The 12,098-nt window shown below is 32.9% G+C and carries 11 protein-coding genes; all 11 read left to right on the forward strand.

Translation table 11 applies throughout. The annotated features are described in order from the left end of the window. Nucleotides 1-94: 94 nt before the first annotated feature. The 11 genes from BUA82_RS08310 to BUA82_RS08365 all read left to right on the forward strand — a co-directional run bounded on the left by BUA82_RS08310 (nucleotide 95) and on the right by BUA82_RS08365 (nucleotide 11,989). Nucleotides 95-895, forward strand: coding sequence for an HAD family hydrolase (locus tag BUA82_RS08310; RefSeq protein ID WP_073006550.1), 801 nt, complete (start codon nucleotides 95-97; stop codon nucleotides 893-895). A 136-nt stretch (nucleotides 896-1,031) separates the two neighbouring features. Beyond that, nucleotides 1,032-2,180, forward strand: coding sequence for an SIS domain-containing protein (locus BUA82_RS08315; RefSeq protein WP_073006552.1), 1,149 nt, complete (start codon nucleotides 1,032-1,034; stop codon nucleotides 2,178-2,180). A 295-nt stretch (nucleotides 2,181-2,475) separates the two neighbouring features. Continuing rightward, nucleotides 2,476-2,901: a PTS sugar transporter subunit IIA gene (locus tag BUA82_RS08320; protein ID WP_073006554.1), complete on the forward strand. Its 426-nt coding sequence runs from the start codon at nucleotides 2,476-2,478 to the stop codon at nucleotides 2,899-2,901. Nucleotides 2,902-2,925: 24 nt separating this feature from the next. Further along, the gene (locus BUA82_RS08325) at nucleotides 2,926-3,384 is read left to right on the forward strand and encodes a PTS sugar transporter subunit IIB (RefSeq protein WP_073006556.1); all 459 of its coding nucleotides are present in this window, start codon (nucleotides 2,926-2,928) and stop codon (nucleotides 3,382-3,384) included. A 33-nt stretch (nucleotides 3,385-3,417) separates the two neighbouring features. After that, nucleotides 3,418-5,034 (forward strand): mannose/fructose/sorbose PTS transporter subunit IID, encoded by a 1,617-nt coding sequence (locus BUA82_RS20315; RefSeq protein ID WP_083599850.1) that lies wholly within the window; start codon nucleotides 3,418-3,420, stop codon nucleotides 5,032-5,034. Between the two features lie 127 nt (nucleotides 5,035-5,161). Beyond that, nucleotides 5,162-7,918 (forward strand): sigma-54-dependent transcriptional regulator, encoded by a 2,757-nt coding sequence (locus tag BUA82_RS08340; protein ID WP_073006559.1) that lies wholly within the window; start codon nucleotides 5,162-5,164, stop codon nucleotides 7,916-7,918. A gap of 131 nt (nucleotides 7,919-8,049) precedes the next feature. Continuing rightward, complete coding sequence (gene agaB, locus BUA82_RS08345; RefSeq protein WP_073006562.1) at nucleotides 8,050-8,520, forward strand: PTS galactosamine transporter subunit IIB; 471 nt, start codon at nucleotides 8,050-8,052, stop codon at nucleotides 8,518-8,520. Between the two features lie 96 nt (nucleotides 8,521-8,616). Further along, on the forward strand, nucleotides 8,617-9,408 hold the full coding sequence (gene agaC, locus BUA82_RS08350; RefSeq protein WP_073006564.1) for a PTS galactosamine transporter subunit IIC: 792 nt from the start codon (nucleotides 8,617-8,619) through the stop codon (nucleotides 9,406-9,408). Next, nucleotides 9,386-10,195 carry a PTS galactosamine transporter subunit IID gene (gene agaD / locus BUA82_RS08355; RefSeq protein WP_073006566.1) on the forward strand — a complete coding sequence of 270 codons (810 nt, stop codon included), beginning with the start codon at nucleotides 9,386-9,388 and terminating at the stop codon, nucleotides 10,193-10,195. The genes agaC and agaD overlap by 23 nt, the downstream gene beginning before the upstream one ends. A gap of 1 nt (nucleotide 10,196) precedes the next feature. Continuing rightward, complete coding sequence (locus tag BUA82_RS08360) at nucleotides 10,197-10,634, forward strand: PTS sugar transporter subunit IIA (RefSeq protein WP_073006568.1); 438 nt, start codon at nucleotides 10,197-10,199, stop codon at nucleotides 10,632-10,634. 170 nt (nucleotides 10,635-10,804) lie between these two features. After that, entirely contained in the window at nucleotides 10,805-11,989 is a 1,185-nt protein-coding gene (locus BUA82_RS08365) for an SIS domain-containing protein (protein WP_073006570.1), read from the forward strand. Nucleotides 11,990-12,098 lie beyond the last annotated feature (109 nt).

The raw sequence follows: 12,098 nt of genomic DNA on the forward strand, positions 1-12,098 counted from the left end.
ACCTTCAGCTGGAGAGGGCATTCCTTTTAAGTAAGTCCATCTGAAGCTAAGAATCACTTGATTATTGTAATATTTAACGAAGGAGAATTTAAATATGATAAAACTTATAGCATGTGACATGGATGGTACTCTTCTTAACGAAAATGGAGAAATAGATAAGGAGTTTTTTCACATTTATAAAAGACTTCAAGATCTAAATATTAGATTTGCTGTGGCTAGTGGAAGGCAATATCATCGCTTAATGCATAATTTTCAGAATATAGCACAGGACCTTATATATATTGCTGAGAATGGTACCATAGTTAAATATAAGAATGAAGAAATATATTCTAGCACCTTGGAAAAGCAGGATGTTATGAAGATTGTAGAACAGTCTAAAGATATCAGAGGCATAAACTTAATCCTTTGTGGGAAAAATTGTGCATATCTAGATACTTCCGAAGAGGAAATTGTGGATGAAGCTAAAAAATATTATCATAACCTGGAAATAGTTAAAGCTTTTAATGAAGTACAGGATGAAATAATCAAAATAGCAGTATTGGATTTACAGGGTTCTCAGGATAATTCCTATAAAATATTCTATCCTCTATGGAAGGATAAGCTTCAGGTAAAGGTTTCTGGACAAATATGGATGGATCTATTTAGTAAGGATGCGGATAAAGGTATTGCCATGAGAATTATTCAAAAGAAGTTTAATATAGATAAAAAAGAAACCATGGCCTTTGGAGATTATTTTAATGATATAGAGATGTTTCAAGAAGCATATTATAGCTATGCTATGGAAAATGCCCCAGAAGAGGTAAAAAAACATGCCAGATTTGTAGCAAAGAGCAATAGAGAAAATGGGGTTGTAGAAAAGATAAAAGAAGTAATTTTAAATCAGTATCTGGAGTAAGCATTCCTTTTAAGCAAACTCCATCTGAAGCTAAGAATCACTTGATATAGCTTTGTATGATATAAGAAGCGATTTAAATGAATAGATTAATAATTTTATCAGCATAAAATAAGTTTAATAGAGAGGGAGAAAATTCATGGAAACATTGTTTGGTTTCAATGCTGAAACCGTTAAAGATAATAATATGGGACATACAACAAAGGAAATAGCTCGTCAACCTAAAGTGTGGAAGTCAATATACGAAAAGATTTCTAATCATAGGGAAGAAATAAAAGCTTTTATGGCTAAATTTGATGAAAGTACAAGAATAATTTTTGCAGGAGCAGGAAGTTCGGGCTTCATAGGAGATTCTCTAGCACCCATTATAAGAAAAGATTTTATGTTTAAGGATGTAGAATCCATTCACACTACTGATATTGTAGGAAACCCTGAGCAGTATCTCATTAAAGATGTAAAAACTGTAATGGTATCCTTTGGAAGATCAGGAAACAGCCCAGAGAGCGTGGCTGCAGTGGAATTGGCAGAACAGTTTATAGAGGATATTTCCCATATTATAATAACCTGTAATCCAGAAGGAAAGTTAGCTAAATTCACCAATGAAAGAACTTTAAACCTTACTTTTAGTGAAATAGAAGATTTAGGATTTGCTATGACAAGCAGTGTTACAGGAATGATGCTAGCAGCATATTCTGTGTTTGGTATAAATAATGATTACACCAAAACAGTAGACAAGCTGTCAGGTTATGCACAAGATTTCATAGACAATAAGTATACCGATATATTCCATGCATTTAATAATAATGTAAATAGATTAGTGGTGCTTGGCTCAGCAAATTTATTTGGCGCAGCTAGAGAAGGGGCCTTAAAAAGTACAGAACTTACTGCAGGACAAATTGCCACAGGGTACGATACTCCTATGGGATTTAGACATGGACCAAAATCTTTCTTAAATAAAAATACTGTAATAATATTCTTTGTGTCCAATAATGAATATACAAGAAAGTATGACTTTGATATGCTTAACGAGCTGTCCCACGCAAGCAAGCATAAATTAGTTGTAATTTCTGATAAGTACTATGAAGAAGTGGAGCAGTATGCAGATATATATCTTTATAATGCAAAGGAAGAAGCTTTAGAAGAAGCATTTACACCATATATTCCTATTGTAGCAGCCCAGATATTTTCACTAAATGCTTCATTAAGCTTAGGATGTACCCCAGATAATCCTTTTCCTAGCGGAGAAGTAAATAGAGTAGTAAAAGGGGTAGTTATACACAAGTTCTAATTAAATTAATGCACAAAATCATTGGGATTTTATGTCACCGCCCCAGGGGTGCTCCCATAGAATGTCACCGCCCCAGGGGTGATTCCATTTTTATGGAACCGCCCCTGGGGTGAATCTATTTTTTACCAATATATACCGAGTAAAAATTATAGAAGCTTTATGTGTTTACAGTTTTAATTTATTTATTTATTATATAGTAAGTAACGTTTAAGGTTATAATTATTATTGAGTATAGCTTATGGTGGTAATGATTATTGTTGATATTAATTAAATTTAAATAGAGGTGCATTATAAAATGGTGGGAATTTTACTTGTAACGCATGGTCCTTATGCTACAGCATTAATAGAGTCAGTGGAAATGGTGTATGGAAAACAGGAGAAAATAGAATCGGTTTACTTAAGTCAAGGAGAAAGTGTAGAAAAACTTCAAGATAAGATAAATGAAGCTATAAATACATTAAATTGTGAGCAGGTCTTAATTATGGTGGATATTCTAGGAGGAACACCCTACACTGCAGGGGCTATTAAATTAGAAAATCCTAATATTAATGTTATCACTGGGATTAATATGCCTATGCTTTTAGAAATATTACCTCATAGAAATGAAGATTTAAAAGTGCTTTCCAAAATAGCAGCGGAAAGTGGTAAGAATGGAATAGTAGATGTAAAAGAGAAATATGAAATGATTAATAAGAATAAATTAGACAACAACTCCCTTTAACAGGAAACTAATGAGGTGATACACATGCTCAAAATTGTAAGATTGGATGATAGATTAGTACATGGACAGATAATAAATAACTGGTGTACCAATGAGGATATCACCGAAATTATGCTTATAAATAAAGAAGTAGCTAACAATGAAATAAGAAAAATAATAATTCAGATGTCAGTGCCTAAGGGAATTAATATACTTTTTTGTGATGTGGATAGTGCACTGGAAGTATTTGAAGAAGAGATAGAATATGAAAACCTAATGGTTATTTTTGGAAATCCCTTTGAGATATTAGAATTTATAGAAAAAGGAGGTAATATTAACAGCATTAATATAGGTGGGATGTCCTACAAAGAAGGTAGAAATCGTTTAAGTACTGCTATCTACATTAATGAAGAAGAATTAAACGCATTAAAAAAGATTTCGGAACATGGTATTCCACTAGAAATAAGAGTTTTACCGACAGATAAAAGTGTAATTTTTAAATAATAAACAATGAAATAACGTGGGGGAGAGGATTTTATGTCTTTAGGGCAGGCATTTCTTTTATTCATTTTTTCCTCTATTTCTGGAATTGGCTCATCCACTGAGGAGTTTCAGACACACAGACCTATAATTGCTTCAACTCTAGCGGGCATAGCTTTAGGTAATGTAAAAGCTGGAGTCATGGCTGGAGCAGCTATGGAGCTGGTGGCATTAGGATGGATGACTATCGGGGTATCAGTACCTCCTGATCCAGCTTTGGCTGGGGTGGTGGTGGCCGTTCTAGTTATACTGGGTAATCAAAGCATAGGAGTGGCGGTGGGGATGGCAATACCTTTAGCAGTGGCGGGACAGCTGCTTCAAATTGCTCAAAAGAGTACCATTGATATCGCTATAATGCACTGGGCAGAAAGAGGAGTAGAAAAAGGAAAACTATCAAGAGTGTCTATAGCTCACTATCTAACTGCTATACCCAGCGCTTTAAGAGTGGCGGTACCTTCATTATGTGTAGCATATTTTGCAGATGCTACTTTGGTACAGAGTGTCTTTAATGCAATTCCAAAGAGTATAACCATGGGACTTCAGATAGCTTCTGGTTTCTTAGTGGTAGTAGGCTATGCCATGATTATGACTCTTTTAAATGTAAAGGAACTATTACCTTTCTTTTTTATAGGATTTTTAGTGATGACCTTCACCAGTACAACCCTTTTTGGCTTAACTGTTTTAGCGGTAAGCTTAGCTATTATTTATTTTAACTTTTATAAAATGTTTGGAGAAAATGATGGAAGGGAAAGAAGAGCAAGAACTAAAGGGAATTCTAAGAATGATGAAGAAAAAGTTTCACAGGTTAAAATAAGCAAAAAAGATATTATAAAAGTATTCTGGAGGACACAAACCTATCAGTTATCTTGGAACTACGAAAGATTGCATAATTTATGCTATTGCTATTGCATTATGCCAGTTCTAAAAAAGCTCTATAAAGATGAAAAAGAGCTTCAAGGGGCAGTTAAAACACATTTTGAATATTATAATACCCATCAGTTTTTAACCTCAGTAATCTTAGGTGCAAATATAGCTATGGAAGAGGCGGCGGCCAATAACAAAGATATAGATAAGACCTCTATAACTCAGCTTAAAATTGCTCTTATGGGACCATTGGCTGGCATTGGAGACTCTGTAATATGGGGAATAGCAAGACCTATGGCTGCAGCGGTAGGTGCTGGAATAGCTACGGATGGAAATATTTTTGGACCTATTTTCTTCTTTGTAACCATTAATGCTATTAGATTGTTCTTTAGATATAACATGCTGTTTTTTTCTTATAGAGAAGGTGCCAATATAATATCTAGGCTTAAGGATGTACTTCCTAAAATGAAGAATGTAATGACAGTGCTTGCCTACACAGTAATGGGTGGACTGGTGGCTAAGTGGACAAAAATTGATGTTCCTGTGGTACTCTACAGCTACGAAAAACATGGGGAAATTATATCCGTTACCGTTCAACAGCAGCTAGATGCCATAATGCCTAATTTACTTCCTTTAATGCTAACATTTTTAATATATACACTAATAAAGAAAAAAGTTTCCCCTTTAGTATGCATAATTGGATTAATGATCCTAGGAATACTAGGTTACACCTTTGGCTTCTTAGGATAGAAAGATTAAACTTTTAAGCAAACTCCGTCTGAAACTAAGAATCACTTGATAAACTCAATAGTAATAAACTAAATAGCACTAAAATTCAATGTTGCGATAAAAATAATTATTTCGAGGTGAAATGTAAATGACCAGCAAGGATAAAGTCTATGAAAAACTTACAGAACTTTCTTTGATGTTAAAGGGAGGTAAAGATTATGGAGTTACAGCTATGGAAATAGCTGAAGAACTTGGACTGCAAAGGAATACAGTGAGTCATTTACTTAATAGATTAAATGAAGAAGGCTTAGCCATTAAAATAAATACAAGACCTGTGTATTTCATATCTCAGGAGGTATATGAGAATGGAAAAGATGAATTTAAGCTTATAGCTCAATATTTAAGTGTAACCAACGATGAGGAGAAGCTACAGGAAGGAAATAATGTCTTTGAAGAGCTAGTAGGTTATGAAGGAAGCTTGAATTCTGTAGTAGAGCAATGTAAATCAGCAGTGTCTTATCCACCTAACGGACTTCCTTTTTTATTGGTAGGAAGTTCAGGGGTGGGGAAGAGCTTTATAGCACAGCTGGTGTACGAGTATGCTAAATCGTCCAAAGTTATAAATGAAAATGCCCCCTTTGTAATATTAAACTGTGCGGAATATGCTAATAATCCAGAGTTACTTTCTGCTACTTTATTTGGAAGCAGTAAAGGGGCTTATACAGGAGCGGATAAGGATAAGACAGGTTTAATAGAAGAGGCTGACGGAGGATATCTATTTTTAGATGAAATACATAGGCTATCACCAGAAGGACAAGAAAAGTTATTTTTATTCTTAGATAAAGGAATTTTTAGAAGACTAGGTGAGTCTGGAAAGCGACGAAAAGCTGATGTGAGATTGATATTTGCTACTACTGAAAATCCAGAAAATAGTTTTCTACAAACATTTTTAAGAAGAATCCCACTAATAGTTAAGATACCTACTTTTCAAGAAAGACCTTTAAAGGAAAAGTTAGAGCTTATATATAGAAGTTACAAAAAAGAAGCTATAAATGTTAAAAAGGACATCCTAGTAAGGAATCAGGTTATAGAGATACTTTTAAAAAATAAATTAAGCGGGAACATAGGAAAGCTTACAAACACCATAAAATTAAGCTGCGCCAATGCTTTCAATAATCAAAGAAATAATAAAGATAAGATACTAAATATTAAAATGAAAAATCTTCCTTCAGAAGTAGTGGATAATTATGAGGGGATTATTACCGATAATATAAATTATAGTGATATGCTTTTGTCTTCTTCTGAGGAAAGTGATTTTGATTGTTATAGTAAAGATTTCAATAAAATTATTACTTTAGAGGGTAAGATAGTTAATAGGGTAAGAGATTTGAAAAATAATAATATAAAGCTAGAAGAATTTTTTAACTATAGCTTGGTATTATTAAATGACCTTATAGATGATGTGGTATTTCATGAATCCGGTACAAAATCCGACACTATAATATTTAATTCTATAAAAAAACTAGTGGAAAATACCTTAATATATATAGAAACTAATTATGGCATTAAGCACTATGGAAATAGTGTGGAGATATTTTCTCATTTATTAGCTTTCTTTATAGAATATAGTCATGACAGTGATATAGAGGATTTAGATGAACTAATAAACTTCTTAAGCAAGGTATATTCCAAAGAGCATAAAGTAGCTTCTAGGATTATTGAAACCATTGAGAATAATTTAGATTTGTCATTAAATAAGGTATCTATAATATATATTCTTATTTACATAAGGTCTTTAAATAGAGATTCCGATATAAATCAAATTAATGCGGTAATAATAGCTCACGGTTATTCTACTGCCAGCAGCATAGCCAGCGTAGCTAATAGAATGTTGGGAAGGTACGTTTATGAAGCTTTTGACATGCCTTTAGAACTTTCTTCTTTAGAGATTAGCAACAGATTAAACAGTTATATTAAAACCATAGATACCTCTAAAGGGTTAATAATCCTTGTAGATATGGGATCTTTACAGAATATATACAAAGGTATTTATGAAGATTTTTATGGTGATATAGCCTTGGTAAACAATATTTCCACTCAAATGGCACTGGATATCGGCAATAGAATAATGAATTTACAGCCTCTAGAACAGATTGTTCATGAAGCTGTAGAACGAAATATAAGTAGATATAATTATATACCCTCCAAAAAACGAAAAAAGGATGCCATTATTACCACTTGTATCACTGGAATTGGTACCGCTCAAAAGATAAAAGATCTCTTAGACAAATCTTTGCTAAATGATGAAATCCAGGTTATAGCCTATGATTACGATAGGCTTAGGGGTAATGGCAAAGAGGATTATATATTTAAACAGTATGATATTAAACTTATTATAGGTACCAGCAACCCTAAAATAGATGATATTCCTTATATTTCTCTAGAAAGTTTAATCATGAGAAAGGGGGATGAGCTCCTTACTAGAACCTTAAGCAATCTAGTGGAAGGAGAAACTATAGATAAGATTAACAGAGAAGTGGTTAAGTTATTTACCTTAGAAAATGTGCTTAATTATCTTACTATATTAAATCCAGATAAGATCATAGATCAGGTGGAAGAGGCCATTTACACCTTAGAGCTTGGGTTAGGATTTAGATTCCAAAATGACTTAAGGATAAGCCTTTATATACATATAAGTTGTATGATAGAACGCCTTGTTATAAAAGATCCTATTATGACCTATAACAAATTTCAAGAGTTTGAACAGTGTCATGGACACTTTATAGAATTGGTGAAAAAAGCTTTTAGTGTCATAGAACACTTTTATAAGGTGGAAATACCTATTTCTGAAATAGGATTTATTTATGACAGCATTAACAATAAAATAGAGGATTTCAATTATTAAAATCTGATATAGATATTAATATAAACCATGCTAAAGGTGTTTAGACACTGTTTGGCATGGTTTTTGCTTTGTATAAAGTATAAGTAAAAAAAGATTTAAATAAAGTGAAGTAAATATAAGGAGGAGATATTATGGCACCAAATATTTTATTAGCAAGAATTGATAACAGACTTATCCACGGCCAAGTAGGTGTAACATGGACAACATCTCTAGGCGCAAATTTAATCTTAGTAGCAGATGATGATGCAGCAAAGGATCCACTACAGCAACAGCTTATGTCAATTACAGCAGAGTCATCAGGTGCAGGGGTAAGATTTTTTAGTATAGAAAAAACTATAAATGTAATTCACAAAGCTGCCCCATCACAAAAGATATTCATAGTTTGCAAAACCCCAGAAGTAATAAGACAGTTAATTGACGGAGGAGTTCCTATTAAAGAAGTAAATGTAGGAAATATGCATTTCTCCCATGGGAAACATCAAATAAGCAAAAAAGTATATGTAGATGACAAAGACATGGAAGATTTACGTTACATCAAATCTAAAGTTTCAGACTTATACATCCAAGACATTCCTGGAGATTTAAAGGAACGTATTGATTAATAATAGTGCCAGGCACATGACAAGCCGCAAATTAAAGATTGATTTTGTAAAACTAGTAAAATTTATATTTATAAAAAATTATTAGGAGGGAAAGACATGCATAATATTACTTTAGTTCAAGGTATACTACTAGCAGTAATGGCAATTATTGTGGGTGTAGACTTTTGGCTAGAAGCACTATTCATTTTCAGACCTATCATAGTTTGTACATTAACAGGTATTATCCTAGGAGATGTTCAAACAGGTTTAATCGCTGGTGGATTAACAGAGCTTGCTTTTGCAGGACTTACTCCAGCAGGAGGAACACAGCCACCAAACCCAGTTCTAGCAGGTGTCATGACAGTGGTTATAGCTTATACCACTGGAACAGATGCAAAAACTGCTATTGGACTAGCATTGCCATTTAGTTTCTTAATGCAATATATAATTTTATTCTATTACTCAACATTTTCATTCTTCATGGCAAAGGCAGATAGATATGCTGATGAAGCAGATACTAAGTCCTTTATTAAATTAAATGTTATTACTACAGTAATAGTTGCTTTAACTTATGGTTTAGTAGTATTCTTAAGTGCTTATGTTGCACAAGATGCTATGCAATTATTAGTAAAATCCATGCCAGCATGGTTAACTCACGGTTTTGAAATAGCTGGAGGTATATTACCAGCAGTAGGATTTGGTATGCTTTTAAAGGTTATGTTAAAAACACAATATATTCCATTCTTAATTATAGGATTCTTAGTAGCATCCTTTGTACCATTCTCAAACTTACTTCCAGTAGCTTTAGTTGGTACAGCACTTGCAATATATGAATATTTCAACACAAAGAATAAAAATACTCCAGCACCGGCTGTAGCAGAGGGGGATGATTATAGTGAAGGAATCTAAAAAGGTATTAACTAAAAAGGATATAACAAAACTAGGTCTATTGTCATCATTCTTACAAGCCAGCTTTAACTATGAGAGAATGCAGGCAGGTGGATTTACAGTAGCACAGCTTCCATTCCTTAAGAAAATTTATAAGGATGATAAAGAAGGATTATCCGAATCCATGAAAGATAATCTAGAGTTTATTAATACTCATCCAAATCTAGTTGGTTTCTTAATGGGATTATTACTATCTTTAGAAGAAAATCATGAAGACAGAAGTCTTATAAAAGGTTTAAAGGTTGCTTTATTCGGACCTTTAGCAGGTATAGGTGATGCTATATTCTGGTTTACAATTCTTCCTATAGTAGCAGGTATTAGTGCATCCTTTGCAGAACAAGGAAGCCTTTTAGGACCGATTATATTTTTCTTAGTTTACTTAGTTATATTTATCTTTAGAATAGTTTGGACTCACTTAGGATACAATCTTGGTGTTAGAGCTATAGATAAAATTAAGACAAGTTCTCAAACTATATCTAAGGCTGCAACTATCCTTGGTGTTACAGTTATAGGTGGATTAATTGCCTCTTATGTTCACATCAATGTGTTATCTGAAATCGCAATTAATGCAGAACATGCTGTATCCATACAAAAGGACTTCTTTGATAAAATATTCCCTAATATACTTCCTATGGGATATACATTATTAATGTATGGATTATTAAAGAAGAGAAAAGTTAGCCCAGTAGTATTAATATTAGTAACTTTTGTATTATCCATTTTAATGTCATTAATTGGAGTGTTATAAAATGAAGAAAATCATAATACTAAGTGGACATGGTCACTACGCCACAGGGCTTCAAAGTTCTATAGAATTATTAGCAGGTAAAAATGAAGATATGTTTTTTGTGGATTTTACCGTAGAGGATACTGATGTGACTTTAAAAGAGAAGATGCTAAAAGTAATAGACGAAAATAAAGAATCAGAAGTATTGTTTGTATGCGATATTCTAGGAGGAACACCCTTTAAAACTGCTGCAGAAATAGCAAATTCCAATGATAAAATGGAGGTTGTGGCAGGCTGCAATGTAGGCTCTGTCATAGAATCTATATTCCAAAAAGATACTATGACTATAGGAGAACTGGCTGAAAGTATAGTGGATGCCAGCAAGCAATCTACAATGAAGTTTAACAAGGTGGTTATTAGTGAAGTTTTGGATTACTTAGATACAGAAGATGGTATTTAAGCTTTAAACATAGTTAACATTAATTACTAAAGTTAACATAATGCTTATGGTTTAGATTAAGTTAATTAGCTTTATTTACGTGGCAAAATTAAAGGCAGGATTATTTTAATTAATAATCCTGCCTTAATAAAATATAGCCATAATTCTATATTATAAAAAGGAGATTTAGGATGGGTCTATTAGGTATAGAAACACAGGAATTAAAGAAGATAGGCGGTTATAATACCTGTTTTGAGATGGTGAATCAGTTAAAGCTTTGGAGTCAGGGCGTTAATATAATTAAGGAAAATCAGCATAGAATAAAAACATTTTTGAATAATGTATTAGCTGTAGAAGATTTAAAAATATATCTAGTAGGGGCTGGCAGTTCCGCTAAGGCTGCATTTATAGTGGCAAGTTATATAAAAAAGATTACAGGCAAAGAAGTAAAAGCTATACCTTCTACATCTTTAATAACTCATGAAGATTATTTTATAGATGAAAGTCCAGCACTTTTAGTTTCTTTGGGAAGCTCCGGAAATACCACAGAAGGCCTGGAAGCGGTGGAAATATTTAAGAAAAAGGACATAAAGCTATATCAAATGCTTATAATCTGTTCTTCAAAAGGGATCATAGTAAGAGAAAATGCAGATACAGAAGATGTGCTCTATATCCCCATCCCTGAAGACACAAAAGGAAAAAGCTTTGCAGCTACAGGAGAATTTACACTCCTTGTACAATATGCTCTTATGCTTTTTGACATAGAAAGAATCAATTATTATGAAGAGATGTTTAATAATATCATAGCTCAGGGGAAAGAGTTTTTAGACAATGAAATAAATAGAATTCAGGAAATAAGCAAAAGACACTATGATTCCATAGTAGCTTTAGGTTCCAATTCGTTAACTTATCTAGCATCAGAAATGGGGTTAAAGGTAAATGAGCTATCTGCAGGAAAGCAAAACACTCAATTTAATTCCATACTAGAATTTAGACATGGGCCAAAGCTTGTTTTAAACTCCCATGTTCTAATTACATTTTTATTCAGCTATGATGAACATGCTTTAAAGTATGAATTAGACATGTTAAAAGAATGTTATGACGATAAAGGGCAGAGCACGATAATAGCGGTATCCATAAATTTTAATGAAGAAATAGCAGATAATTGTGATTATTATTTCTACTTTAATAAAAGTGATATAAATAAATTTAATTATATAGATGATTCCCACATAATTTTTTTATACAGTCTCTACATCCAAAGCATAGCCATACTAAAATCCATATATATGGGGATGTCACCAGACATGCCAGATTCCTCTGGTACAGTAAATAAAGTAGCCCAAGGAGTAAAGGTTTATAAAAGAAAATTATAGCACTGGGATTTTATGTAATCACCCCAGGGGCACTTCCATTTTTATGGAAGCACCCCTGGGGTGAATGCATTTTTTGGTAATATGTATTGTGCTAAAATTGTGTTAAAAT

The sequence above is a fragment of the Clostridium amylolyticum genome, from assembly GCF_900142075.1.
Lineage (GTDB): Bacteria > Bacillota > Clostridia > Clostridiales > Clostridiaceae > Clostridium_AA > Clostridium_AA amylolyticum.

Coding starts and splice junctions, on each gene's coding strand:
- BUA82_RS08360 (WP_073006568.1), top strand. CDS start 10,197: ATGAAGAAAATCATAATACTAAGTGGACATGGTCACTACGCCACAGGG.
- BUA82_RS08310 (WP_073006550.1), top strand. CDS start 95: ATGATAAAACTTATAGCATGTGACATGGATGGTACTCTTCTTAACGAA.
- BUA82_RS08365 (WP_073006570.1), top strand. CDS start 10,805: ATGGGTCTATTAGGTATAGAAACACAGGAATTAAAGAAGATAGGCGGT.
- agaD (WP_073006566.1), top strand. CDS start 9,386: ATGATTATAGTGAAGGAATCTAAAAAGGTATTAACTAAAAAGGATATA.
- agaC (WP_073006564.1), top strand. CDS start 8,617: ATGCATAATATTACTTTAGTTCAAGGTATACTACTAGCAGTAATGGCA.
- BUA82_RS08320 (WP_073006554.1), top strand. CDS start 2,476: ATGGTGGGAATTTTACTTGTAACGCATGGTCCTTATGCTACAGCATTA.
- agaB (WP_073006562.1), top strand. CDS start 8,050: ATGGCACCAAATATTTTATTAGCAAGAATTGATAACAGACTTATCCAC.
- BUA82_RS08340 (WP_073006559.1), top strand. CDS start 5,162: ATGACCAGCAAGGATAAAGTCTATGAAAAACTTACAGAACTTTCTTTG.
- BUA82_RS20315 (WP_083599850.1), top strand. CDS start 3,418: ATGTCTTTAGGGCAGGCATTTCTTTTATTCATTTTTTCCTCTATTTCT.
- BUA82_RS08325 (WP_073006556.1), top strand. CDS start 2,926: ATGCTCAAAATTGTAAGATTGGATGATAGATTAGTACATGGACAGATA.
- BUA82_RS08315 (WP_073006552.1), top strand. CDS start 1,032: ATGGAAACATTGTTTGGTTTCAATGCTGAAACCGTTAAAGATAATAAT.